The sequence below is a fragment of the Mycobacterium scrofulaceum genome (assembly GCF_001667885.1).
GTDB classification, from domain to species: domain Bacteria; phylum Actinomycetota; class Actinomycetes; order Mycobacteriales; family Mycobacteriaceae; genus Mycobacterium; species Mycobacterium scrofulaceum_C.
Map to the genome: position 1 here is coordinate 35506 of NZ_LZJW01000058.1, position 25468 is coordinate 60973.

General features: G+C 68.9%; 24 protein-coding genes. 10 read left to right on the forward strand and 14 right to left on the reverse strand.

Translation table 11 applies throughout. The features are described from left to right. Positions 1–17: 17 nt before the first annotated feature. The 4 genes from A5681_RS07985 to A5681_RS08000 all read right to left on the reverse strand — a co-directional run bounded on the left by A5681_RS07985 (position 18) and on the right by A5681_RS08000 (position 4947). Positions 18–2003, reverse strand: coding sequence for a 4-alpha-glucanotransferase (locus A5681_RS07985; RefSeq protein WP_067271790.1), 1986 nt, complete (start codon positions 2001–2003; stop codon positions 18–20). Between the two features lie 133 nt (positions 2004–2136). Further along, a complete protein-coding gene (phoU, locus tag A5681_RS07990; RefSeq protein ID WP_067271793.1) occupies positions 2137–2772 on the reverse strand; it encodes a phosphate signaling complex protein PhoU in 636 nt (211 codons plus the stop codon). A gap of 87 nt (positions 2773–2859) precedes the next feature. Next, positions 2860–4185 carry an MFS transporter gene (locus A5681_RS07995; protein ID WP_067271929.1) on the reverse strand — a complete coding sequence of 442 codons (1326 nt, stop codon included), beginning with the start codon at positions 4183–4185 and terminating at the stop codon, positions 2860–2862. 177 nt (positions 4186–4362) lie between these two features. Next, positions 4363–4947: a hemerythrin domain-containing protein gene (locus A5681_RS08000; RefSeq protein ID WP_067271795.1), complete on the reverse strand. Its 585-nt coding sequence runs from the start codon at positions 4945–4947 to the stop codon at positions 4363–4365. 170 nt (positions 4948–5117) lie between these two features. On the opposite strand from A5681_RS08000, the gene A5681_RS08005 reads away from it, so the two are divergent. The 3 genes from A5681_RS08005 to A5681_RS08015 all read left to right on the forward strand — a co-directional run bounded on the left by A5681_RS08005 (position 5118) and on the right by A5681_RS08015 (position 7139). Then, a complete protein-coding gene (locus tag A5681_RS08005; protein WP_197498542.1) occupies positions 5118–6014 on the forward strand; it encodes a cyclopropane mycolic acid synthase family methyltransferase in 897 nt (298 codons plus the stop codon). Positions 6015–6267: 253 nt separating this feature from the next. After that, positions 6268–6663: a hypothetical protein gene (locus A5681_RS08010; protein ID WP_231996243.1), complete on the forward strand. Its 396-nt coding sequence runs from the start codon at positions 6268–6270 to the stop codon at positions 6661–6663. A 122-nt stretch (positions 6664–6785) separates the two neighbouring features. Continuing rightward, the gene (locus A5681_RS08015; protein WP_067271808.1) at positions 6786–7139 is read left to right on the forward strand and encodes a VOC family protein; all 354 of its coding nucleotides are present in this window, start codon (positions 6786–6788) and stop codon (positions 7137–7139) included. Between the two features lie 6 nt (positions 7140–7145). Here the strand turns inward: A5681_RS08015 and A5681_RS08020 are convergent, their stop codons facing one another. The 7 genes from A5681_RS08020 to A5681_RS08050 form a co-directional block, all read right to left on the reverse strand. Next, positions 7146–7412 (reverse strand): YdeI/OmpD-associated family protein, encoded by a 267-nt coding sequence (locus A5681_RS08020; RefSeq protein ID WP_067271811.1) that lies wholly within the window; start codon positions 7410–7412, stop codon positions 7146–7148. Between the two features lie 155 nt (positions 7413–7567). Continuing rightward, complete coding sequence (locus A5681_RS08025) at positions 7568–8458, reverse strand: SCO6745 family protein (RefSeq protein ID WP_067271814.1); 891 nt, start codon at positions 8456–8458, stop codon at positions 7568–7570. Positions 8459–8466: 8 nt separating this feature from the next. Continuing rightward, complete coding sequence (locus A5681_RS08030; protein WP_067271817.1) at positions 8467–8943, reverse strand: (2Fe-2S)-binding protein; 477 nt, start codon at positions 8941–8943, stop codon at positions 8467–8469. Between the two features lie 4 nt (positions 8944–8947). Further along, entirely contained in the window at positions 8948–9799 is an 852-nt protein-coding gene (locus tag A5681_RS08035; RefSeq protein ID WP_067271820.1) for an FAD binding domain-containing protein, read from the reverse strand. Next, positions 9796–12009: a xanthine dehydrogenase family protein molybdopterin-binding subunit gene (locus tag A5681_RS08040; RefSeq protein WP_082968249.1), complete on the reverse strand. Its 2214-nt coding sequence runs from the start codon at positions 12007–12009 to the stop codon at positions 9796–9798. Before A5681_RS08040 ends, A5681_RS08035 begins: the two co-directional genes overlap by 4 nt. A 50-nt stretch (positions 12010–12059) precedes the next feature. After that, positions 12060–13103: an amidohydrolase family protein gene (locus A5681_RS08045; RefSeq protein WP_067271822.1), complete on the reverse strand. Its 1044-nt coding sequence runs from the start codon at positions 13101–13103 to the stop codon at positions 12060–12062. 89 nt (positions 13104–13192) lie between these two features. After that, positions 13193–14527 (reverse strand): MFS transporter, encoded by a 1335-nt coding sequence (locus A5681_RS08050; RefSeq protein WP_231996244.1) that lies wholly within the window; start codon positions 14525–14527, stop codon positions 13193–13195. A gap of 226 nt (positions 14528–14753) precedes the next feature. Here A5681_RS08050 and A5681_RS08055 point away from each other — a divergent pair, with 226 nt between their 5' ends. Beyond that, positions 14754–15473: an NUDIX hydrolase gene (locus tag A5681_RS08055; protein WP_067271825.1), complete on the forward strand. Its 720-nt coding sequence runs from the start codon at positions 14754–14756 to the stop codon at positions 15471–15473. A 153-nt stretch (positions 15474–15626) separates the two neighbouring features. Continuing rightward, positions 15627–18542 (forward strand): aminotransferase class I/II-fold pyridoxal phosphate-dependent enzyme, encoded by a 2916-nt coding sequence (locus tag A5681_RS08060; protein ID WP_067271827.1) that lies wholly within the window; start codon positions 15627–15629, stop codon positions 18540–18542. Here the strand turns inward: A5681_RS08060 and A5681_RS08065 are convergent. Beyond that, a complete protein-coding gene (locus tag A5681_RS08065; protein WP_067271833.1) occupies positions 18451–19101 on the reverse strand; it encodes a PadR family transcriptional regulator in 651 nt (216 codons plus the stop codon). The two genes, A5681_RS08060 and A5681_RS08065, sit on opposite strands and share 92 nt — an antisense overlap. 119 nt (positions 19102–19220) lie before the next feature. Here A5681_RS08065 and A5681_RS08070 point away from each other — a divergent pair, with 119 nt between their 5' ends. Next, complete coding sequence (locus A5681_RS08070; RefSeq protein ID WP_067271836.1) at positions 19221–19643, forward strand: nuclear transport factor 2 family protein; 423 nt, start codon at positions 19221–19223, stop codon at positions 19641–19643. Between the two features lie 11 nt (positions 19644–19654). After that, a complete protein-coding gene (locus tag A5681_RS08075) occupies positions 19655–20692 on the forward strand; it encodes an LLM class F420-dependent oxidoreductase (protein ID WP_067271839.1) in 1038 nt (345 codons plus the stop codon). An 8-nt stretch (positions 20693–20700) separates the two neighbouring features. On the opposite strand, the gene A5681_RS08080 is transcribed toward A5681_RS08075, so the two are convergent. Both A5681_RS08080 and A5681_RS08085 read right to left on the reverse strand, forming a co-directional pair. After that, a complete protein-coding gene (locus tag A5681_RS08080) occupies positions 20701–21753 on the reverse strand; it encodes a DUF3533 domain-containing protein (RefSeq protein WP_231996245.1) in 1053 nt (350 codons plus the stop codon). A 120-nt stretch (positions 21754–21873) separates the two neighbouring features. After that, a complete protein-coding gene (locus tag A5681_RS08085) occupies positions 21874–23061 on the reverse strand; it encodes an MFS transporter (protein WP_419866298.1) in 1188 nt (395 codons plus the stop codon). A 237-nt stretch (positions 23062–23298) separates the two neighbouring features. Between A5681_RS08085 and A5681_RS08090 the strand changes: the two genes are divergently transcribed. The 3 genes from A5681_RS08090 to A5681_RS08100 all read left to right on the forward strand — a co-directional run bounded on the left by A5681_RS08090 (position 23299) and on the right by A5681_RS08100 (position 25443). Beyond that, positions 23299–23577: a hypothetical protein gene (locus tag A5681_RS08090; RefSeq protein WP_067271843.1), complete on the forward strand. Its 279-nt coding sequence runs from the start codon at positions 23299–23301 to the stop codon at positions 23575–23577. Positions 23578–23706: 129 nt separating this feature from the next. Further along, complete coding sequence (locus tag A5681_RS08095) at positions 23707–24483, forward strand: ABC transporter ATP-binding protein (RefSeq protein WP_197498545.1); 777 nt, start codon at positions 23707–23709, stop codon at positions 24481–24483. A gap of 6 nt (positions 24484–24489) precedes the next feature. Beyond that, entirely contained in the window at positions 24490–25443 is a 954-nt protein-coding gene (locus A5681_RS08100) for an aliphatic sulfonate ABC transporter substrate-binding protein (protein WP_067271940.1), read from the forward strand. Positions 25444–25468: the final 25 nt, after the last annotated feature.

Consider the following 25468-nt stretch of genomic DNA (forward strand, 5'->3'; position numbering starts at 1 on the left):
GCCCCCGCGATCCGGTGTTACTGCGCGTCGCGGAAGGCGGCGGTGATCTCGGCGACCCTCGGGTCGGCCCGCAGTTCCTCCAGCGTCTCCGGCAGGGGCAACCGCCAGTTCGGGTACTCGTCGACCGTCCCCGGCAGGTTGGGTTGGCGGGGTTCGGCCAGCACGTCGTATGGCGAGATCAGTTTCAGGCGGCTCGGGGTCGCCGCGAGCAATCGGTGCATCGCGGTGATGATCGCCGGCTCGTCCGCGTCGGGGCCCGAAAGCAGGCCCTCGGACCGCAACAGCTCCACCCACTCGGCTCGTTCCTTGTCGGCCACCGACTGCTCACCCGGCACGTCGTCAAGGAGCCCGAGGTCCGCGCGGGCCCGCACGTGTTCGCCGCGCAGGAAGCCCGCCGCCGTGGGCAGGTCGTGGGTGGACAGGCTGGCGGCGGCTCGCGATGGCCATTTCGCCGGCGGCAGCAGCGGTTCGCCCGGCGCCGACTCGTCGCGGGTGAACCACGACACCGCGCAGCCCAGCATCTCGTTGTCGGCGAGCGCCTGGGTCACCTCCGGTTCGACGGTGCCCAGATCCTCGCCGACGACGGTGGCTCCCGCCCGATGCGCTTCCAGCGCCAGGACGGCGAGCATCACCTCGGCGTCGTAGTGCACGTAGGTGCCGCGGTCCGGGCCGTCGCCCGGCGGAATCCACCACAGCCGCCACAACCCTGCGACGTGGTCGATCCGCAGCCCGTCGGCGTGGGCCAGCACGGCGCGCAGCATCTCCCGCACAGCGGCGTAGCCCGTGGCGGCGAGGCGGTCGGGCCGCCACGGCGGTAACCCCCAGTCCTGCCCGCGCGGGGTGAAGTTGTCCGGTGGCGCCCCGATGCTCACCCCGGTGGCGAGCACGTCGGCCAGCGCCCACGCGTCGGCGCCGTCCGCGTCCACACCTACCGGGAGGTCGTGCAATACGCCGAGGGCCATGCCCGCGTCGCGGGCGGCGTCGCGCACCGCGGTCAGCTGTTCGTGGCAGCGTTGCTGCACCCAGGCGTGAAAGGCCACCCGCGACGCCAGCTCCCGGCGGGCCTCCGTCACCGCCGGCCCGGCGACGTCATGTAGCGGTGCGGGCCACCGGGTCCAGCGGCCGCCGTGCCGCTCGGCGAGCGCGCAGTACGTGGCCCAGTCGCGCAGACCGCTGCCGGCCGGCGACGAGTCCAGCGGGCTGGGCCGGCCCTCGGCGCGCCACAGCAGCTCCAGCGCCGAACGCTTGGCCGCCCACACCAGGTCGTAGTCGATCCGCTCCGTGGTCGGCGAGACCCGCAGCGCGTCGACCTCCGCGCGGGTGTCCGCGTCGGCCCGGCCGTAGGCGTCGAGGTCCTCGATGCGCAGCGCCAGCGGGTTGGCGAATCGTCGGCTGGACGGGGTGTACGGGGAGGGCTGCACCGGGTGCGTCGGACCGGGCGCGTGCAGCGGGTTGAGCAGCACCGCGCCGGCGCCGTGTTCGGCGGCGGTCCAATTCAGGAACTCGCGTAGGTCGCCCAGGTCGCCGATGCCCCAGGACCGGCCGGATCGCAAGGCGTAGAGCTGCAACATCCAGCCCCAGGTGGCCGGTGTGGGAGGCACCTGAGGCGGTGCGGCCACGACGGTGGCCTCCTGCCCGTCGCGCAGGTGGAGTCGGTACCAGCCCGCGCTCAGGTCGCCGGGCAGCTCGTCGTGCACTTCGGTACGGTCGCCGTCCTCGCCCACCAAGAGGGCCGCGCCGGGCAGGGGCCTGGGCCGCCCATCCAGCCGCACCGCCATCGTGGGGGGCAGCGCGCCGGCGCGGTCGCGCTCGGCGAGCCGGGCCAGCTCCCGTTGGCGTGCGGCCTCGCTCGAGGCGTCGACGTCGAGGAGGCCGAGCACCCGGATCACGACATCGGCGTCGACCTCCACGGGCTCGCGCCGTTCGTTTCGGTAGGAGGTGGCCACCCCGTGTGCGGCGGCCACCCGGCGCAGGTCATCGGGAACCGGCTTGGGCTTCGCCATCAATCCGCCGGCCCGGGTGCGGCGCCGGCGGAGGCGATGGAACGACGATGACGTGGAAGCACAAGCTCTATATACCCAAGCGGCGGGTTCTCACACGGGCCGCCGAAACGCGTTCCCCGGCACGCGTTTTCGGCTAGCGACCGGTTGCCTGGAAGATGACCCGGCGGGCGATCTCCACGGCGTGATCGGCGAAGCGCTCGTAGAAGCGACCCAACAGCGTGACATCGACCGCGGCGGCGACGCCGTGCGTCCAACCGGGGTCCATCAGGGCGGCGAGTAATCGATGGTGCAGTTCGTCCATCGCATCGTCGTCGCGGCGAATCTGCGCCGCGCCGCCGGGATCCTGGGCCAGCAACACTTCGCGGGCGCAGGCGGCCAGCTGCTCGGCGACCTCACCCATTTCGGCGATGTGGCGGCGCACGTCGTCCGGCACCGCGTTGCGGGGATGGCGCATGCGGGCGATCTCGGCCACGTGCACCGCCAGCCCACCCATCCGCTGCGCGTCCGCGGCGATCCGGATGGCGCTGACCACCGCACGCAGGTCGGTGGCCACCGGAGCCTGTAAGGCCAGCAACGCGAAGGCGGTCTCCTCGACACCCGTGTTGACGGCGATGATGTCCGCCTGGCCGGCGATGACCCGTTCCGCCAGCACCAGGTCGGCTTTCAGCAGCGCTTCGGTGGCCAGCGCGATGGCTTCGCCTGCCATCGCGCACATCGCCCCGAGCTGTTGGGTGAGCGTTCCCAACTGATGGTGAAAAGCGCTCCTCATCCCTTAGAGATAGGCAGGGAGCCGCGAAATAAACGTCGTCGCCAGTCCGGAGATGCGGCCGCCCGCTATGTGTTTCGCCGCCGACGGCTACCGGACGCCCTCGGCCAGCTCGCGCGCCTCCTGCTCGGTTTCCACCGCGGGACCGGACCCCGGCAGCGGCTTTCCGGCGACTTCGGGCGTGAACAGCAGCGTGACCGCGCCCACCAGGCCCCCGAAGATCAGCATGTAGGCGGGCGCCATGACGTTGCCGGTCCCCGACACCAACGCTTGGGCGATCAGCGGCGTGGTGCCGCCGACGGCGGATATCGAGATGTTGTACGAGATGGCAAGCGCGCCATAGCGGACGTCGGTGGGGAACAGGGCCGGCAACATGGCAGGCGCGGTGCTGTCGAAGCACAGTTCCATCAAGCCGATCAGCAGCACACCGAGGAAGATCACCGGGTAAATCCCGCCGAAGCGGATGAGCAGGAACGCGGGGATCGAACCGACGATCAGCAGTCCGCAGCCCGTCCACATGATCGGCTTGACGCCGATCCGATCGGAGAGGCCGGCGACCAGCACCACCGTGACCATCAGGATCGCCAACGTCACGACGATCATCACCAGACCGGCGGTGTGGCCCGCGCGCACGAAGAGTTTCAGGTACGTCGGCAGGTAACCGGTGAGCATGAAGTCGGCGACCTGGGACGTGAGCACCAGGGCCGCGCAGATCAGCAGCCCCCGCCACTGGTCCACGACCGTGCGCCGGAATTGCTGGCGGCGCCCGCCGGACTGGTGGCCCTCGGCCGCACTCTCGTAGGCGGAGGACTCCTTCAGCCGAAGCCGCAGAAACAGCGCGAACAGACCGAAGGGCGCGCCCAACAACAGCGGGATCCGCCAGCCGTAGGTCAGCATGTCCTCGTCCGGCAGCCAGGTCTGCAACGCCGTGACCAACATCCCGGCCAGCACGAACCCGACCAGGTTGCCCATCGGCAAAAACCCGACCATCTTGCCGCGCTTGTGGTCCGGGGCCTGCTCGACCAGGTAGGTCATCGCGCCGACAAACTCACCGCCGGTCGAGAGCCCCTGGAAGATGCGCGCGACGACGAGCAGGATCGGCGCCCAGATGCCGATGGCGCTGTAGCCGGGCAGCAGACCGGTCACGGTGGTGCTGATCGTCATCATCAGGATCGTGACCACGAGAACCCGGTGCCGCCCGATCCGGTCGCCGAGCGGGCCGAAGATGAAGCCACCGAGCGGACGCACCACGAACGCCGCGGCGAGCGTTCCGAAGGTGGCGATCAGGTGGACGCCGCTGACGCTCTTACCGGGGTAGAACACCTGGGCGAGGGTGGTGGCGATGTAGCCGTAAACCCCGAAGTCGTACCACTCCATGAAGTTGCCGATGGCGGTGCCCATGATGGTCTGGCGCATGGCCGGATCGGCGACCCTGATCTCGTTGCGTGCCCATTTTCCGCGGCGGCGTCGAGCATTCATCGACGAATTGCGTACCCAGAAGTCCCGTGGGCCGAACAAGTTGCACTCCCATCCGGCTCGTCGTCAGCATCGGCCGGTGGCCGATCGTAGCGACCGGTCTGAGTCGGGAAGAACTCACTGACCTTTCAGGCTGCCGATGCGCAGCGAGTAGTCCCTGGGCTTCGACGGCTCTTCCGGCTGGGTGGTCTCCACTTCGTCGACATACCGCTGCGGGTCCCGGTCGACGATCGGCAAACCCTTGGTGGTGGGGTGCTCGGCCATGAAATCGCTGTATTGGCGGCCCAGCGCTTCGCGGAGGCCGATGGGAGCGGCGCGACGGAAGTCCGACAGCCCCTCGCGCTCCTCTTCGCCCATGTGGTCGTCGTTGGCCTCGCGGGTGCGGCCGACCGCCGCCCACCATTCGTCGGTGCCCACCGCGGCGGCGTTGGCGTCACGCACCCCGTCGCGGATGTCGTTGTGGTCGCCGATCGCGTCGAGCGTCTCACCCTCGGCGTCCTCGCCGACCCGCTTCAGCAATTGCGGGTAGAAGATCTTCTCTTCGGTGTAGGCGTGCACGTCCAGTTTGTCGGCGAGGGGGCGCCATACGCGCGCCAGGGCGGCTTGGTCGACCGGCGTCTGCGCCTGCAGGTAGTCCAGCCTGGCGAACTGTTCGCGGAACCACTCGTGGTCGGCGAGGATCAACATGGTGATGTCAGCCACCGCGACGCCCCACCTCCTCACCGCTACGGTTCGCGCCATGGTGTCCCATAGCGGCGGGCCAGTCAACCGCCCGGGAGCGCTCCGGAAGGGCCGCATACACCGTCCGGATACACTAGGGCACCAGCGCGTCGATCGCCCTTGGTCGCGCGCCGCAAAAATCCACCACAGTCATGAGGTTGTTTGTGCCCGAGAACCGCAGCGAGCCCGTGAGCCTGGAGCCGCATTTCGACGACGTTCAGGCCCACTACGACCTGTCCGACGACTTCTTCGCGTTGTTCCTCGACCCGACGCGGACCTACAGTTGCGCCTACTTCGAGCGCGACGACATGACCCTCGAAGAGGCGCAACTGGCCAAGGTCGACCTGTCGCTCGGCAAGCTCGGGCTGCAACCGGGCCAGACCCTGCTCGACATCGGCTGCGGCTGGGGCACGACGATCATCCGGGCGCTCGAGCAGTATGACGTCAACGTCGTCGGCCTCACCCTGAGCCGCAACCAGCAGGCGCACGTGCAGCGCCGCCTCGACGAGCACCCCAGCCCGCGAAGCAAGCGGGCGCTGCTGCAGGGGTGGGAGCAGTTCGACGAGAAGGTGGACCGCATCGTGTCCATCGGCGCCTTCGAGCACTTCGGGCGCGACCGCTACCCCGACTTCTTCAAGATGGCCTACGAGGCGCTACCCGACGACGGCGTGATGATGCTGCACACGATCATCCAGCCCAGCCGCGAAGAGTTCGAGGAGCGGGGCCTGCCCATCACCATGACCAAACTGCGGTTCATGAAATTCATCATGGACGAGATCTTCCCGGGCGGAGACCTGCCCGCCGCCAAGACCGTCGAAGAGCACGCGACCCGCGCCGGCTTCAGCCTCAAGCGCTACCAGCCGCTGCGGCCGCATTACGCGCGCACCCTCGACACCTGGGCGGCCGCGCTCGAGGCGCGCCGCGACGAGGCCATCGCGATTCAATCCGAAGAGGTCTACGACCGGTACATGAAGTACCTGACCGGTTGCGCCGACCTGTTCCGCGAGGGCTACACCGACGTCGCGCAGTTCACCCTCGTCAAGGGCTGACCCCCCGCAAGTCGGCGATGCGCCAATAACCACAACCCCGCACCGGTTTATCCGGGCAACGCCAGGGGTAATTCCACGAGCAACAACCTGATTCGGTGCGCGCCGACCTTCGTCGGCGCGAAACCGCAGGGGAGGATTGATCGTGAGTGCCAGGCACCGGATGACCGCATCGCTGGAGCAAAGATCTCTGGCGCACCGAACGCCGCGACGGCGCACGGGCGTAGCGGCGGTATGTGACGTCGTTTCCGGCTCGATGCTGTGCGCGGCGGCGTGCGCGGCGCTGGTGCTCAACGCGCCGCACGGCGAAAAGCGGACGATCGAGGCGAACCAGGAGCCGCCGGCCGCGGCGCAGCCGGTTCGTCAGGAGGGTACGGTGGTCGCTGTTTCGGAGGGCACGGTCACCGCCCGCAGCGCCAACGGCTACACGCAAACCTATCTCGTCACACCCAACACCACGCTGATCGGTCATGGTGGCCAACAGGCCGCTGCCACTTCACGTTTCACGGTGAACGACCATGTGGTCATCGTCGGAACCATTCAGGATGGCACCGCCATGGCCACCGCGGTGGCCGACCACGGCGCGGGACACGGGGACGGACCGCCGATGGACTACCTTGACGGCCAGGTCATTCCGGCCGGACGCAGCTGATCCTCGACGCCCCGACATCCTCGGGGTGCGCGGCAGCTCCTTTCGCGTTCGGTCTTTACCGCCGCGCCTCGCCGTGTGCTCTCCCCCGCTTAGTCTGTATGCCACCAGGCAGAGGAGGCGCCGTGAGCGAGCACGAAGTAAAGATGATCATCCTGTCGACCGACGATCTCGAGGAGTCGATCCGGTTCTACAGCGAGACGCTGGGCATGGCGCTCAAGTTCCGCGACGGGGCGCATTTCGCCGCCCTCGACGGCGGGCCGGTAACACTGGCGTTGGCGACCGCCGTGGACCATCCGATACCGGGCCAGGTCGTCGTCGGTATCAAGACCGCCGACGTCGACGCCGCGGCGAAGGCGGTGGAGGACAGCGGCGGCGGCATTGTCAAAGGGCCGTACGACGATGCGCACGAACGCCGAGCCGTGGTCTACGACAACAAGGGCAACGGCTTGGTGTTCTACCACCCGCTGGGCCGCTGACCGCGGCTACTTCCCGTTGCGCTCGCGGTGCTTGCACCCCGGCCAGCAGCAGGGCCGGCGCTTGCCCTCTTCCAGCTCCTCCTGCGTCCGGCGGATGCGGCGCTGCCGGGTGACATCCTGCTTGGCGTCCTCGACCCAGCAGATGAATTCGTTGCGGGCCAAGGGCGTGATGTCCTTCCACGCGGCGAGCGCCGTGGCATTGCCGATCAGCGACTCGCGCAGGTCGGCCGGAAGCTTGTGCACCACCCCGCCGGGTATCCGCTGGCTGCTCATGGGGTTAGGCTAACCCGCCGGTTCGGGTGCACGTAGTAGCGGGCTGTCTCGTTGCGCCGGCTGTCGCCTCGCTTGGCCCCGGGATCGGGAGCGTGGCGCGGGACGGCAGAACACACCGCGTACACGACCCACCGCGGGGCATCGGCGCGCCGCGGCTAAGAGTTCAAATGCGCGCTGTCGTCGTCCAATTCGTCGCGGCGCAACCCCATCGGAGTGAGGGCGGGCACGTCACCGCCGGCGACCACCGCACGGGTGATCGGTGTCAGCGCCCGGAACAGCGTCTCGACCTCGTCGTCGTCGAGCGCGTCGAGCGCGGACAGGGCAAGCGCATCGGTCGAGCGTTCGATGTGGTCCTTCAATTCCCGGCCGGCCGCGGTCAGCGACCCGTCATCGTCGAGCAGTCCACGTTCGATCAGCCGTTGCTCGTGGTGCCGCCACGCGGCCTCGTCGTAGTCGCGGGTGCGTGCGATGTACGCGCGCGGAACTCCGCCGGCCGCGGCGTGCAACACGTTGGACTCCCGTCCCGAGATGCCGGCGGCGGCCAGCACCGCCACGTGTCCGTCGCCGCGGTGCTCGCGCAGCAGCGTCGTCGCGTGCCACAGCGCCGCCAGCGGATCGTCGGGCCATGGCAACGCCAGGTTGGCGGCGAACAGGGGACGGGCGTCCAGCGGGGCGTTCCGGGCCGCCTTGCCCGCCAATTCCGCTGCGATACGGATGGTTTCGTCCTCGCCCAGCCCGTAGCGGCGCAGCGCCGCGACGGCGGATTCCTGCCGGGCCCGCAACGCCGCGTCCGGGCCGGCGACCTCCCATGCCGCCGGCAGCGCCTTGGCGACGCGTTCGGGGGCGAAGTTGTAGAAGATCGCGGCGACCACCTGCCTGGGCACCGGGCCCAGCGGCGCCGAACGGGCGGCGAAGTAGCCCATCCAGAAGCCGCGGTAGCCGAGGCCGTCCAGCGCCGCCCGCGCCTCCGGGGCGAAATACGTCACCCCATGCACCGGTTCAAACCGGTCGAAGAAGCGCCGCGCCAGCGCGGATTCCCTTTGCACGATCGCAGTTAACCACACTCGCCGCTTCGGGCGGCCCTGACGACCGCACGCCGGATCGCCTCGTACCCGGTGCAGCGGCAGAGGTTGGAGGTGAGCAGCTCCCGCAGCCGCTCCGGGTCGTCGGCGATGCCGGGGTCGGCGTCCAGCGCGCCCGCCGCCAGCATCAGGAAACCCGGAGTGCAGAAACCGCACTGCAACGCGTGCTCGGCCGAAAAGGCTTGCTGCAAAGGATGATCGGCGCCATCCGGCGCGGCGAGACCCTCCACGGTGCGGATCTGTCGCCCGTCGCACTGGACGGCGAACATCAGGCAGGAGCGCACCGCGTCGCCGTCCACCAGCACCGTGCACGCCCCGCACACGCCGTGTTCACAGCCGAGGTGGGTGCCGGTCAGCCCGCAGTCCTCGCGCAGGGCGTCGGCGAGTGTGCGGCGCGGCGGCACGTCGATGACGTACTGGCTTCCGTTGACCGTCAACTCGATGTGCACGGCATCATCCTCGAGCCTGGGCGAGGGCGCGGCGCGTGAGCACGCCCACCGCGTGCCGTTGGTATCCGATGTCCGCGTGCGGCTGGGGAATCGGCGAGGCGTCCTCCTCGGCGGCGGCACGCGCGGCAGCGGCGATGGCGTCGTCGTCGAACGGGCGCCCGAGCAGCGCCGCCTCGGCCGCGGCCGCGCGCACGGGTCGGTCCGCCGCGTTGACCAGTCCCACCGAGGCAGAGGCGACGCGGCCGTCCGCGACGGTCACGGCCACCGCCACGGCCAATTCGGCGAAGCTGGCGTGGGTACGCCGATGTTCGACGAAGCCGACGGCGGTGCCGTCCGGAAGCAGGGGCAGGCGCACCTCGGCGAGCAGTTCGTCGGGGCGCCGCACCGTGGTGAACGCGCCGGTGAAGAAGTCTTCCGCGCGCACCGTGCGCCGCCCGCTCGAGCCGAGCAGGTCGAGTTCGGCTCCCAGCGCCACGGCGATCGTCGGCCACTCCGCCGCCGGGTGGGCGTACGCGAGGCTGCCCAGCATCGTCCCCCTGGCGCGGATCGGAGGGTGGGCGATGTGGTGGGCGACGCGGCCCAGCAGATCGCCCAATGGTTCGGGCACCCAATCGGATTCGAAGGCCCGATGCCTGACCAGCGGGCCGACCCGCAGCACGGTGCCGTCGCGCGCCATGCGCTCGAAACCCGCGACGCCGTTGATGTCGACCAGCCGCCGGGGACGGGCGGCGCGAAAATTCATCTCCAGCACCAGGCTTTGCCCGCCGGCCAACACGTGGGCATCGCCGTCGGCCAGCGCGGCCACTACGTCACTCACGCTGCGCGCGGCGATGTAGTCGAACGGCGCGGGTTTCATCGGGCCGCCCGCCAGCAGTTGTACGGGGTGAGCGGCATCTGTAGCCGGGAGGGGTCGTCGAGCCCGAGCGCGTCGACGACGGCGTTGACGATCGCGGGGGGCGTCCCGATGCAGCCCGCCTCGCCGGCGCCCTTCGCGCCCAGCGGCGTGTTCGGGTTGGGCGTGCAGGTCTCGGCGAAGCGCAGCGGCGGCAGCTCCGAGATGGTCGGGATCAGGTAGTCGAGCAGGCTCAGCGTGGCCGGGCGGCCGTCCGGGTCGTAGCGGACCTGCTCGCACATGGCCTGCCCGAGGCCCTGCACCGTGGAGCCGTAACCCTGCCCGTCGACGATCAACGGATTCACCACGACGCCGTAGTCGTCCACGGCGACGACCTTGAGCACGGTGATCTCCCCCAGCTCGGTGTCGACCTCGACCACGGCGATGTACGCGCCGAACGGAAACCCTTCCGGCGGCGCGAAAACCTCGTCGGCGCGCAGTTGCCCCTGCGCGGCCAGGTCCGCCAGGCTCATCGCGCGGCCGCCGGCGTGCACCTCGCCCTTGCGGTATTCCACGTCGGCGACCGGGATGGCGCAGACTTCCGCCATGCGCTGCCGGGCGGTCTCGATCAACTTGCCTGCCGCCCGGTGCAGCGCCGCGCCGCCGGTCTGCATCGACCGGCTGGCGAATGAGCCGATGCCCTGGGGGATCACGGCGGTGTCCCCCTCGATGAGCCGCACCCGCTCCACGTCCACGTCGAGCACGGCGGCGACCACCTGCGGGAAGGACGTTTCATGGCCCTGGCCCGTCGAGCAGCAGCCGGACAGCGCCACAAACGTGCCGTCCGGGCACGCTTCGACCGCGCCGAATTCGTCACCCGCGCCGGAACGTTCCACGTAGGTGCACAGCCCGATGCCGATCGGCGCCTCGCCGGCGGCGCGGCGGCGGGCTTGCTCTGCGCGCCATCCCTCGTAGTCCACCTCGCGCACGGCCAAGTCCAGGGCCGCGGCGTAGTCACCGCTGTCGTAGGTGTATCCGGTCGGGGCGGCATACGGAAACGCCTCGGGGGCAATGAAATTCCGCCGCCGCAGCTCGACCGGATCCATGCCGAGCCGCCGGGCCAGCAACTCGACCGTCCGCTCGATCGCCGACGCCGCCTCGGGGCGCCCGGCGCCGCGGTACGGGCTGGTGGGCGCGGTGTTGGTGACCACGGCGCGGGCCCGCACGTGCACGTGCGGAATCGCGTAGGCGCCGGTGGCCATCAGCGACGTCGCCGTCGGGACGAACGAGCCGGTGTGCGGGTAGCCGCCCACGTCGGCGTCGACGTGCAGCTCGTAGGCGAGGATGCGGCCGTCGGCGCTCGCAGCCATGCGGACCCGCTGGTTCTGGCCCCGCCCATGCGGCGGACCCGTCAGCGACTCGGCACGGTCCTCCAGCCAGCGCACCGGCCGGCCCAGCCGCGCGACCGCCGCGACCACCGCCAAGTACTCGGGCCACGTCTCACTTTTGCCGCCGAACGCGCCGCCGACGTCCGGCACGATGACGCGGATCTGCTCCGGTCGCAACCCGAACCCGGCGGCCAGGTCGCGGCGCAGCCGGTGCGGTGCCTGATGCGAAACCCACACGGTCAGCCCGCCGCCCGGCTCCGGGCGCACCAGAATCGCCCGCGGCTCCATGAACATGTGTGAGACCAGTTGTTGGCGATAACTGGCCGTCACCACCACGGCCGCGTCTCGCCACACCGACTCGTCGATGCGATCGCCAAACTCCTTGTCGGTGGCGGCATTTCCCCTGCCCGGGAACAACTGCACGTCACTAACGGCCGCCTCGGTCGGGTCGAGCAGGACGGGCAGCGGCGCGATGTCGACTTGCACCGCGTCTCGGGCGTCTTCCGCCAGGTACCGATCGTCGGCGACGACGATGGCCACCGGCTCCCCGACGTAGCGCACCCGGTCGGTGGCCAGCGCCGGCCACGGCCGGCCCTCGATGGAGCCCGGGTCCAGCATCGGGGGCGTGTCCGGGAGGAACGGAAGGTCGTCGTGCGACCAGGCGGCGGCAACCCCCGGCAACGACCGGGCCGCCGCCACGTCCACGGCGCGCAGCTCCCCGTTGGCGACGCCGCTGCGCACGAACGCGGTGTCCAGGCATCCGGGGACGCGCAGGTCACCGACGTAGCTACCCGCGCCGCGCACCAGCCGCGAATCCTCGCGGCGTTGCAGCCGCGCACCGATCATCCGGCCCAATTACCCATGTACCGGGCCTGACAAACGAATCACCTTCGGGCTCAAAGCCTCAACAGCCGCTCGGCATTGAGGTGGGCGATCTTCTCCCGGTCGCCTTGGTTGATCGGCATCCGGTCGAGGAACTGGCGGCACGCCTTCATGTTCCCGTAGGGATAGTCGGCGGTGAAGACCACGCGGTCGACGCCGATCACGTTGACCATGGCCAGGTAGGCGTTGAAGGACAGACTCCAGCTGGGATCCGTCGCACCGGGCTCCTGACTGAAGAAATCACCGGCGAGGATGCCGCCATAGAAGTTCTCCCGCAGGTACTCCTTGACGGTGCGCTTGAGACCCGTCGCGCCGACCGGAAACGAGTAGTCGGTCCGCCAGCCCATCCAGCTGAGCGCCTCGAAGTGGTGACCCACGATGATCTGCAACTGGGGGAACCGGTCGAACACCCCACCCAGGATCAGCCGCAGGCAGTGCACCCCGGTGTCGATGTGCCAGCCGACACCGGCCGCCGCCAACCGCGCGGAGACCTTGGGGTCGAAGCCGGTGTAGTAGGCGTCGATGACCGGCTGCGGCGGGATGGTCGGATGCAAATAGATTGGCACACCGAGGGTTTCGGCGGATTCGAAGACCGGCCAGAAGAAGGTGTCGTCCAGATAGCGCCCGTTGACGTGGCCGTTGATCAGGGCGCCCACGAAGCCGTGATCGCGGACGGTGCGTTCGAGTTCGGCGGCGGCCGCGCCGGGGTCGCGCATCGGGAGGGTGGCGAAGCCGCGGAACCGGTCAGGATGCCGGCCGATCGCGGCCACCACCGCGTCGTTGGCCCGCCTGGCCAGCTCGACCGCCGTCGAGGGGGCCAGCGTCTCGGGTCCCGGTACGGAGTGCGAAAGGATCTGCATGTCGATGCCCGCGGCGTCCATCGCGGCGATCCGGCCCTCGCCCAGGTCGTTGATGCCGGGTGGCCATTCTCCTTCCGCGCCGGGTGAGCCGTAGTCCGCGTTCTGCAGGAGTTGGGTCGCCGGGTCCGGCCTGTCGTTGCGGTGTGCTTCGCCTATGGCAGGGAGCTTGTAATGCTCTTCGAATCCGATGACCTTCATTCGTTTCCTCTCATCCATGACACCCACGAATCCGGACCGACCGGCGTTCACCGGGTACCCGGCCGGAGGCGGGTTTGCCATGGCGGCCGCTAAGCCTTTTCGCCCGCTACCCTCCACCGAATCGCCAGGACGGCCGCGATGAGCGCCGCGGCGCCCGCGGCCGTGACGACGAATCCCCAGCCCCGACGGATCGCGGTCAGGTCGATGCCGGGTTGGTAGAGCATGGTCAGCACCGCGGTGCCCAGCACGGTGCCCAGTTGCCGCGCGGTATTCGTCAGCGCCGACCCGGCGCCCCACCTGTGGGACGGAAGCGCGAGGCCCGCGACCGCCGACAGGCTGGGCATGACCAGGCCGACGCCCGCGCCGGTGAACACCTGTCCGGGGAGGAAATCCGCGAGGTAGTTGGGCTCGGGAGTGATGCGCAACAGCCAGATCAAGATTCCCACCACGTACAGGCCGGCGCCGAGCGCGGCGACGGCGCCCACGCCTGCTTTGTCGATCAGCCGGCCGGCGAGCGTGAGGGAGACGAGCACCACGACGGCGGGACCCGGGGAAAGACACAGCCCCGCTTCGTCGGGCGCCTTACCCCAGACGACGGTGAGCAGCATGACGCTGCCGAGCAGCATCGCGGCGAAGGCCGCCGCGAACAGCAATAGCGCCAGGCAGCTCGACCACATTGGAACCAGCCGGACCACGACGAGGTCCAATGCCGGCGAGGGATGACGCAGGGATCGCCACACCGCCAGCGCGAGCGCGCACGCGGCTCCGGTCGTCGCGAGGACAATCTTCGTGGCACCCCAGCCCGCCGCGGGCAGTTCGATCAGCGCCCACACCAGCGCCCCCACGCCGACCACCAGGCTCAGCGCGCCGAAGAGATCGGGAATGCCGGCTCCGGTGGTGCTGGTCTTGGCGAGCACCATCGGACCTAGGGCAAGGGCCAGCAGGCCCAACGGAAGATTGACGAAAAAGATCCAGCGCCACGACATTTCGACAAGCAGACCGCCAACCGGCGGGCCCAGCGCCGCGGCCATGGCGGCCACCGCCGACCATGTGCTGACCGCCACCGCGCGGCGTGCAGCCGGAACGGCGGCCAGCAACAGCGCCAGCGAGCTCGGCATCAGCATGGCGGCGCCGACCGCCTGAACCACGCGGGACGCGATCAGCATGACCAAAGACGCGGCAAACCCGCAGGCGGCCGAGGCCAGCATGAAGACCGCGAGGCCCCAGAGGAAAAGCCGGCGATGCCCGTACCGATCGCCCAGCCGGCCGGCCGGATTCATGAAGGCCGCAAAGACCAGGGTGTAGCCGTTGAGGACCCAGGACGTCGAGCCGAGGTCGGCCGAATCGAAAGCCCGCCGGATCTCGGGAAAGGCGATGTTGACGATGAACAGGTCCAGGCTGGCCAGGAAGGCGGCGCTGGACACCACGAGAACCGTTGCCGCTGGGCGCGTCGCCGATTCCCGCATCACCACCCGCACCCGCCCGCCTCGCGTTCCGTCATCCACCGGCGAGGCCAGACCGCGGCCTCTAGATATAGCAAACTATACCCAGACGCGGGATGGTGCGGATGCCGCAGTCACGGTTCGATGCGTCACACCCATACTCGGCGGCGAGTCCCAAGAGCGGGTCACCCCCGCATAGTCTCGATCCGTGACCATCCCGTATGACGACGCGCTGCGTGAGCGAATCCGCAACCACCTGGCCGGATACCGGCGTCGCGTCGTGACCGATCCGGAGAAGCGGCAGGCGGCGGTCGCCGTGGCGCTGGTCGACTCGACCGTCGGGGAGGACCGGGTGGACCCCATACCGGTTGAAGAGTGGAACGGTGACCGCCCGATTCCAGCGCCCGGGCTGGACGGACGCATGGTCGGCGTGTCCGGAGGGGCGGCGTTCCTGTTGTGCCGCAGGGCTTCTCGGCTCACCTCGCACGCAGCGCAATGGGCGCTGCCCGGGGGCCGGCTGGACCCGGGCGAAAGCGCCGTCGACGCGGCGCTGCGGGAATTGCGCGAGGAGCTGGGCATCGCCCTGACCGATTCGACCGTGTTGGGCCTCCTCGACGATTACCCGACCCGGTCCGGGTATGTCATCACCCCGGTCGTGGTTTGGGGTGGCGGACGCCTCGATCCCCGCCCGGCGCCCGACGAGGTGGTGGCGGTGTACCGGGTGGGACTGCACCAATTGCAGCGCGACGACTCGCCGCGATTCATCACCATCCCGGAGAGCCCGCGCCCGGTCGTGCAGATTCCGCTGGGGAACGACCTGATTCACGCGCCGACCGGCGCAGTGCTGCTGCAGCTGAGGTGGCTCTGTCTGGAAGGCCGACCGGACGCGGTCGACGAGTTGGAGCAACCGGTCTTCGCCTGGCGGTAGCGATCGACGACAGACCCCGCGGCGCGAGCGGCGGCTGTCACGCGACGGACGCTCGGTGTTCGCCTTCTGGTCACCGGCGGGCGGATTGACTCTGCAAGCCTGGACCGACGCTCCGGGACGCAAGGAGCCGCCGTGATCCCAGAAAGGGCGGCCATGACAGAACATCTGCGTGCATACAACAGCCTGTGGCAGGTCCGCAGCGACTCGTGGTGCCGGTTGGAAGAAGCCGCGGACCGGCTGACGCGGCCGACCACCACCGGGACGCTGAGGGACAAATGGGCGGGGGCCTGCCAGGAGTTGCTGACGCGCCTGAGCACCCTCGAGCCCTACTGGGCGTACCCCGGGGCGCCTCAGTTCGCGCGCATCCAAAGGCTTTTCGCCGCCGGCAGCTACGACAAGTTCGCGCAGGCCGTCGCGCAGGTCAACCGGGCGCTGACCACCGAGTCCTACCGCTCGGGGGACGTGGACAACGCCGGCGCCGACGAATTGGACATGTTCCCGTCCGATCCGCGTCAGCTCATCGAGCACCAGCCGGCGTCGCAGCGCGACCGCCCGTACTTCGAGGTGCTCGTCGTCGAAAAAATGACCGAAGACCAGGAGCGGGCCCTGCGCAGCGAGGTCCGCAAATGGCGGCGCCCGGACGACGAATTCGTCTACGAACTGGTGGTTGTCTCCAGCGGGGACGAGGCCCTCATCGCGGCGCGGCTCAACGTCAACCTGCAGGCGGTCGTGATCCGCCGCCGCTTCTCGCACCAGTCGACGCGGGACCTGTCGGCGCTGTCGGAGTTCGTCGACACGGCCGTATCCGACGAGCTGAACGACCATCAAACTCCCGAGGAACGCGCGCAGATCCTGGCGATCTCGCTGGCCGAACTGCGGCCGGAGCTCGACCTTTACCTGATGACCGAGATCGAGGTCGAAGACATCGCCGGGCGGCTGGGCCAGTACTTCCGCAGGGTATTCCACGCCCGTGAGGGCATGCTGGAGCTGCACCTGTCGATCCTGCAGGGCGTCGCAGCGCGCTACCGCACACCGTTCTTCAGCGCGCTCAAGCAATACAGCCACCGGCCCACGGGTGTCTTTCACGCGCTGCCGATTTCGCAGGGCAAGTCGATCGTCAACTCACACTGGATCCGGGACATGGTGGGGTTCTACGGCCTGGACGTGTTCATGGCCGAGACGTCGGCGACGTGCGGTGGCCTCGACTCGTTGCTCGAACCGACCGGCCCGCTGCGCGAGGCCCAACAACTCGCCGCGCAGGCCTACGGCTCGCGGCACACGTACTTCGTCACCAACGGAACCTCCACGGCCAACAAGATCGTCACGCAGGCGCTGGTGGCGCCCGGCGACATCGTCCTGCTGGACCGCAACTGCCACCAGTCGCACCACTACGGGATGATGCTGGCCGGCGCGAACGTGGTGTACCTGGAGGCCTACCCGCTCAACGAGTATTCGATGTACGGCGCGGTCCCGCTGCGCGAGATCAAGTCGAAGTTGTTGGCGCTCAAGCGGGCCGGCAAGCTCGACCGCGTCAAGATGATGTCGCTGACGAACTGCACCTTCGACGGGATCGTCTACGACGTCGAGCGCGTGATGGAGGAGTGCCTGGCGATCAAGGGAGACCTGGTTTTCCTGTGGGACGAGGCCTGGTTCGCGTTCGCCCGGTTCCACCCCGTCTACCGCACGCGCACCGCGATGGCCGCGGCGCGCGCGATGCGCGAACGGCTGCAGGACAGCGGCTACCGACGTCGTTACGAGGAATACCTTGCGGCCGACGGCGGCGAAACGCCCAGCGACGACGAGCTTTTGGATCGTCGGCTACTCCCAGACCCCGCGCGCGCCCGGGTGCGGGTCTACGCCACGCAGTCGACGCACAAGACGCTGACCGCGCTGCGGCAGGGATCGATGATCCACGTCTTCGATCAGGACTTCGACCAGAAGGTCGCCGAGCCGTTCCACGAGGCCTACATGGCGCACACGTCGACCTCCCCCAACTATCAGATCCTCGCGTCTCTGGACCTGGGCCGCCGGCAGGTCGCGCTCGAGGGGGTCGAGCTGGTGCAACGCCAGATCGAGAACGCGATGCAGTTGCGCGACGCGATCGACAACCATCCGTTGCTCAGCAAGTACATGCGTTGCCTGCGCACGTCGGATCTGATCCCGGAGCCGTTTCGGCCCTCGGCCATCGCCCAGCCCCTGCGCTCGGGCCTGCGCAACATGATGGCGGCTTGGGACCAGGACGAATTCGTGCTCGACCCATCGCGGATCACGTTGTTCATCGGCCCGACCGGTTACGACGGCGACACCTTCAAGCGCCAGCAGTTGATGGACCGGTACGGAATTCAGATCAACAAGACGTCGCGCAACAGCGTGCTGTTCATGACCAACATCGGCACCACGCGCAGCTCGGTCGCGTTCCTGGTGGAGGTTCTGGTCAACATCGCCACCGAACTCGACCAGAACATTTCCGAGATGAGCCTTGGTGAACGAGAGCACTTCGAGCGGGCGGTCTACCGGCTCACCGAAATGTCCTTGCCGCTGCCCGATTTCAGCGGGTTCCATCCCGCCTTCCTGGACCACAGCGGAGCCGAGCCGACGCCCGAGGGGGACGTCCGCCGCGGCTTCTACCTCTCCTACGACGACACCAACTGTGAATACCTCACCGGCGACCAGATCGATGAACGGCTCGACGCCGGATTCGACGTCGTGTCGGCGACGTACGTGACGCCCTACCCGCCGGGCTTTCCGGTGCTGGTGCCCGGTCAGCTGTTCAGTCGCGGGATCCTGCAGTTCATGCGCGACCTGGACACCCCCGAAATCCACGGCTATCTACCGAACTTCGGCTACCGCGTGTACACCGAGAAGGCCATCGAGATGGCCGGCCGGTCCGTCGGCCTGTCGTCCAACGGCCACCGCCCGCTCGGGCCTTCGGATGCGGCGAAGCAGACGCCGAAGAAGCCGGGCAAGCGCGCGAGGCTCAGCGGCGAGGGGAACGTTCCCGAGGTCGGTCAGGATGAGTTGCTCGGCCAACAGCAGCCCGGCGACGCGGTGAGTTCGGGGTCTGCTTAGCGCGCGCGGACAGCCGGCGGTCGATGACGTCCAGCGCGCGCTCGGCCCATCGAACGTTCTCTTCCTCGAACGCGATTCCGCGCAACAGGGTCAGATAGGGGCCGATTCGCTCGGCGTGCGCCAGGAATTCCTCCTCGGCGCGTCCGTCGAGTATGCGAGCCCGCAAGCGTTCGTAGCGTTGCAGTTTTGCCGTCGCCCACTGCAGGCGCTCGACGATGGACTCCCGCACGGCGCGGGTGTCCCCGGCGTCCGCGGCCTGGACCTTGATCAGCAGCTCGTCGCGGATAGCGGACGGCTTCGGCGCCCTCCCGGTGAATTCCCGGATCGCGTCGTGGCCGGCGTCGGTCAGTGCGAACAGGCGCTTGTTGGGCCGGCGCTCCTGCTGCACGACGCGTGCCTCGATGAGCCCCTGCTCGGCGAGGCGGTCGAGCTCTCGGTACAGCTGCTGAGGGGTGGCCATCCAGAAGTTCGCCACGGAGGCGTCGAAGTCTTTGGCCAGGTCGTACCCGGACGACTCGCCCTCTAGGAGGGCCGCCAAGACAGCGTCACGCAGCGACATCGAAGAAGAGTACAACAATAGGAGTATTCAACAAAGTGATTAATCGCACTATGGACACGAACGGGCGGACCGCATAGCGTCAACGGCACTTCTCCAGCGAATCCAAGTCGAGGTGTCGGATGCATCCCTTCCGCAAGGCGGTCGAAGACCGCGACGAGAGCGGCATCCACGCGCTGCTGGCCGACGACGTCGTGTTCACCAGCCCGGTCGCGTTCAAGCCCTACGTCGGCAAGCCGATCACCGCGGCGATCCTGCGCGGCGTGTTGCGCATATTCGAAGACTTCCGTTACGTCCGTGAGATTCACGACGGCAACGGGCGCGACCATGCGCTGGTGTTCGAGACGGGAATAGCCGGAGCGCCCGGGGTCAAGATCACCGGCTGCGACTTCCTGCATTTCAACGACGACGGCCTCATCGACGAGTTCATGGTGATGGTGCGGCCGCTTTCGGGCGCGAAGGCGTTGTCCGAGGCGATGGGCGCCCAGTTCGAGCGGATCCAGCGCGAGGCGCTCGAGCTGGCCGACCAGTTCACCACCGCTTAGGAAGAGCGAACATGCGAATCGGATTGGGCATCAACTACGCGGGCGGCTTCAAGGACGTCGCCGCCGAAGTGGCCGACCTCGAGCGTGCCGGGCTCGACATCGTCTTTGTCCCCGAGGCTTATTCGTTCGATGCGGTGAGCGCGCTGGGCTATCTGGCCGCCAGCACCCAACGGGTCGGACTCGCTTCGGGGATCCTGCAGCTCTACACCCGAACGCCCACGCTGACGGCGATGACCGCCGCCGGACTCGACTACGTCTCCGATGGCCGGTTCACCCTCGGGCTGGGGGCTTCGGGCCCGCAAGTCATCGAGGGCTTCCACGGCGTGCCTTACGACGCGCCGATCGGCCGGACCCGCGAGGTGATCGACATCTGCCGCCAGGTGTGGCGGCGCGAGCCCGTCAAACACCAGGGCAAGTACTACACGATTCCGCTGCCCGCCGGGCAGGGCACCGGGCTCGGAAAGCCCCTCAAGCTGATCAACCAGCCTGTGCGAGAACGCATTCCAATACTGGTCGCGGCGCTGGGCCCCAAGAATGTCGAGCTCGCCGCAGAGATCGCCGAGGGCTGGCAGCCCATCTTCTACCTGCCGGAGAAGGCGCAGGAGGTGTGGGGCGAGGCGCTGGCCGTCGGCCGCGCCAAGCGGGACGCCGCCCTGGGTGATCTGGACATCTACGCCGGCCCAGTGCTCGCCATCGGTGAAAACGTGGAATCGCTAAGGGAATTCGTCAAGCCCCACCTGGCCCTCTACATCGGCGGCATGGGCGCCAAGGGCAAGAACTTCTACCACGCCCTGGCCACCAAGTACGGCTACGGCCCGCAGGCCGATCGGATCCAAGAGCTTTACCTGGCGGGCGACAAGGACGGCGCCGCCAAGGTCGTGCCCGACGACCTGGTGCGGGACGTGAACCTGATCGGCAGCCGCGAGTTCGTCCGGGATCGGCTGGCCGCGTTCCGAGAAGCGGGGGTCACCACGCTCAACGTCGCACCCATCGCGTCCACAACGGGCGAGCGGGTCAAGCTGATCGAGACCCTGCGCGAACTCCTCTGAACGCCCGGCTAACCCTCCGCGGGTGACCGACCCAACACGCGGGAACACGTCACGAACGCGACCAACGTGACCGAAAACCACGCGGCCAGAACGACGAACGGCAGCGCGCGCTGATAATGCGGAAAGTAGGTCGCGGTGTGGATGGCGGTGACCGTGGCGCCGCTCGGCAGGGCGTGGTTGAGGAACGCGAACGGCTGCGGCAGGAGTGACGCCGAAACCGCGCCCCCCGACGATGTGTTGCCCAGCAGAATGAACACCCCCCAGGTCGGGATGATCGCCCACCGATGGGTCAACACCAGCATGGTCGAATTGAACAGCGCCGCAATGGCGATCTGCAGCGAGATCAGCAGCCACACCTCCGGGAAGCGGTTATCGAGCGCGCCCAGGACCGGCCCGGCGACCACGGTCAGTGCCGCCCCGCCGATCACGGACAGGGCCGCCACGCAGGTCAGCCACCCGCGCAGCGAAAGCGTCTTGACGTTGGCGCGCAACTGGAACATCGTGACGAACCCCAGGATCGTCGCGGCGATGGTCACGTAGAACGTCGCCAGGCCGGACGGATCGGAGGCAGGCAGCGGGTGCAGGTCGGTGATCGGCAGCAGATAACGCCCGGGGGCCGGCTCGTCAAGTTGTGTCAAGACGCGCGCCGACGACGAGCCGCTGGCGCTCGACAGCAGGAGTTCGGGCGGCGCCACGGTGCCGTCGATGACGGCGGTGATCGTTTGACGATCGACTGCGGCGATGGCCGCCTGGCGCGACGGGTAAGTGCGGACCTTGAATTCGTGCCTGCCCTGTTGCATTCCGGCGACGATGGGCGCGGTGACCGAGGGCGGCCCGACGACGCCGATGGGCAGTTCCCGCGGGGCGGGCCGGCCGAGCGCCACCGTGTAGGCGGCCGCGAAGGTTGAGGTCATGACCACCGCGATGGCCATAACCGCTGCGGCCTTACGGATCTCGAGAGGCACCCGCCGAATGGAGAGCCGGTGCCCGGTTTTGCCGGCGGATTCCCCGATGTCGTCAACGCGGTCAACGTCGTCGACGCCCGGCGGCGCGGTGCTCACGGATGTGTCTCTGGTCATGGGGAGCTGGCTTATCTCCGGTCCCGGGGCGGCGCTCTCGAGCCACCCGCCCGGATCGTGATCACTGCGTGGTACCCGCGCGGCGCCCGGCGAAACTCGCCGTCAGCCCTGGCGGTGGGCGTCCCGTCGAAGTCGAACCGCGCGACTGACGGCGGTAAGCAGGGCGAGCGCCGCCATCACGGCGAGAATCGTCGTCGAAATCGCCGATCCGACCGTCGTCAAGATCAGTGGCAGGCCGAAGCCGACGTAGGTCACCACGTAGAACGCACCCACGAGCGCACCTCGCAAGCGCCTCGGCGCCGCGGCCTCCAAGTCGATCAAGCCCTCGCGCAGACACAGGCCGGACGCGCAGCCCAGCACCAGGAACAGCGGCAGGCCCAACGCCGGCGAAATGGTCGCCGGGGCCAGCGCGGTGACCGCGTAGCCGAGCCCGGCCAGCGCCGCACCGGCCGTGCCGGCCTGCGGACCCCACCGGCGGGCCCGGGCGAGCACCTGGACGAGCCCGCTGACGCCATTGACCATGAGCGTGGCCAGGCCGGCGGCCATTGGCGCCGCGAGCCCGGTATGCAGCCGGGCCGGAATCGCGATGAACCCCAGCGTGGCCGACGCGAACACCCACGGGGCCAGTGGCATGGCCCAGCCCAACGCCCGCCCGGCGCCCTGGCCCGCGCCCGGCGACGGCTCCCACGCCGGTGCGGCCGGCAAGGCCTCGCCCCGCGCCCCGCGCCCCGCAAGCAGCGCGATGGCCATCGCCGCCAAGCCGATGGCGGCCGCGACCCCGAACGACAACCGGATGCCGGCGGGCCCGACCGCGGCGATCATGGCTCCGACGAATGGGCCGATCGCGAAACCGCCCATCAACACCGCACCGGCGGTGGCCGCCCCGGCGGGCCCCTTGAGGTCGGAGGCCCACGCGGTGCAGGAACTCATGGCCAACCCGACGCCGAGCCCGACGACCAGGCGGCCCAGCAGCAGCGCCTCGTACTGCTGCGAGCACAGCATCGCCACCGTTCCCGCGACGGCGGTCGCCGAACCGGCCAGCGCGACCGACCGGCGCCCGAACGTATCGGATGCGCGCCCGCCCACGAGCAGGCCCGGCAGCAATCCCAGCGCGTAGATCCCGAAGATCGCATCGAGCGTGGCCGAGCTGAGGTGTTGCCGAACGCTGAGCAGCGGCATCAACGCGACGAAGTGGTTCGCGACCCAGCCGATGGACAGGAGCAGCACCAGCACACCGGCGAACGCCCCCCGCGCCGGAGCCGCGACGTCCGCCTCTTCCAGCGTGGCCAGCGCCGACCGCGGAGTTGACCCGTTGGGCGAGGGCACGGGGCGTTCCTTTCCTTCGGGGCAGCGGCGGTCGGACCGGCGAAACCTAAACGACGATGTGGACGAGGCAGTTATTCCCGTTCGCCCGGCGAATGCACGCGGCGCAACCGCCCGGCCGGTTGGGGCAAATGGCGTGCGAGGGTTTCAAATCGGCCGATTCGGTGTACTGATACCACTACCGAAGCTCCAGGAGGGCAAACGATGAAGCACATTGCTGCCGCGACGTTCGCGATAGCCGTCCTGCTGTCCAGCGCGTGTTCGGCCTCACAGGTGATCAACACCGGCGGCGACACCAAGTGCAAGGACTTCACGACGCAGGACGAGAAGAAGCAGAACGACGAAGTCAGCAAGATGCTGAAGGACAAGAACGGCACCGACCCGTCCAACGCCGAGATCACCGCCACTCGGCTGTCGGCGGCGACGTACTGCCAGACCTTGGGCAAGCCGGACACCAAGATCTCGGAAGCCCCCCACGGCTGACGTTGATCGCAGCCGCCGGCTAGCGATCGCGCGTCGCGGGTTTTAATCATCGGCAACGCAACCCTGGCGGCCGCCGAGCGCGATTCCTAGGCTGCGCGGGTGATGTCGACCAGTCCCGCGCCGGCACGCGTGTCACTGCGTCGGGTCAACCGCACGTTCGGAACGCGCGCCGTGCTGCGCGATGTCGACATCGAGATCCAACCCGGGCAGGTCGTCGCACTGCTCGGGCCTTCGGGCAGCGGCAAGTCGACGCTGCTGCGACTCGTGGCCGGTCTCGACCGGCCCAGCGCCGGGCGGATCGAGATTGACGGACGAGCCGTCCGAGGGGTCGACCCGCGTTGCGCTGTGGTGTTCCAGGAGCCGCGCCTGCTGCCATGGCGATCGCTTGCGGCCAACGTCGCCTTCGGTCTACCGCCCGGAACACCGCGCGCGAAAGGCGCTGGGGAGGTGCAACATTGGCTGGATGTCGTCGGGCTGACCGACTTCGGTGAGCATCGCCCGCGACAGGTGTCCGGCGGCATGGCGCAACGCGCCGGGCTCGCACGGGCCCTCGCGCGCCGGCCGAGCGTCCTGTTGCTCGACGAGCCGCTCGCGGCCCTGGACGCGCTGACCCGATTGCGGATGCAGGACCTGCTCGACAGGGTGCAGCACGAGGCGGGCACCACCACGTTGCTGGTGACCCACGACGTCGACGAGGCGGCGATCCTCGCCGACCGCGTGCTGGTGCTGCGCGCCGAATCGTCCGGCGCGGCCGGCATCGGCGCGACATTCGACGTCGCGATCCCCAAGCCACGCGACCGCGGCGACCCGCGAATCACCGCGCTGCGCGAACAGTTGCTCGACGAGCTCGGCGTGCCGCGACGCGGCGGCGCCGATGCCGGAAAAGCGGTTTTCCAGGAGGCATAAGAAGTGATGAAAGTGCGCTACCTGATCGCCGTTTCGGTGCTGGCCGCCGCGGGCTGCGGCGCGCCGTCCGGGACGACGGCGGCCAAGGACATCCACCTGGACTACGCCTACTACAACCCGCTGAGCTTGGTGGTCCGCGACCAGCACCTGCTGGAGGGCCGGGGTTACAACGTGACCTGGGTGCTGTCGGCGGGCAGCAACAAGGCCAACGAGGGCCTGCGGTCCAAGGCACTCGACTTCGGGTCGACCGCCGGTTCGGCCGCTTTGGTCGCGCGGGCCAACGGCACGCCCATCAAGATCATCGACGTGTACAGCAAGCCGGAGTGGACCGCCCTGGTGGTGGGCAAGAACTCGCCGGCAAACGCGGTCGCCGATCTCAAGGGGAAGAAGATCGCGGTCACCAAGGGCACCGACCCCTACTTCTTCCTGCTGCAATCCCTTGCCACGGCGGGGCTTTCAACCGCCGACGTGGAAATCGTCAACCTGCAGCACGCCGACGGGAAAACCGCCCTGGAACGTGGCGACGTGGACGCCTGGGCCGGGCTGGATCCGTTCATGGCGCAGACGGTTCAGCAGCAGGGCTCACGGTTGCTTTACCGCAACCCGGATTTCAACTCCTATGGCGTGCTGAACGTCCGCGACGACTTCAGCGCCGCCCATCCCGATGCCGTCCAGTCCGTGGTCGACAGCTATGAGGAGGCCCGGAAATGGGCGAAGGCGCATCCCGAAGAGCTGGCGGCGTTGCTCGCCTCGCAGGCGAAGGTGACACCGAGCGTGGCCCAGGAGGAGTTGCGACGGACCGCGCTGGACATCCCACCCGCGCCGGGCGACCCGCAGCGGACGGTGCTGACCAACATCTTGCCGATCGCGGTCGCGGACTCCGACATCAAATCCGACGACGCCGGCCGTGGCGCACTCGGAACGATCATCGAGCCGAAATACGCCCGACAGGTGTCCTGAGGATCCCGCTTGCCCTGGCGGGCCT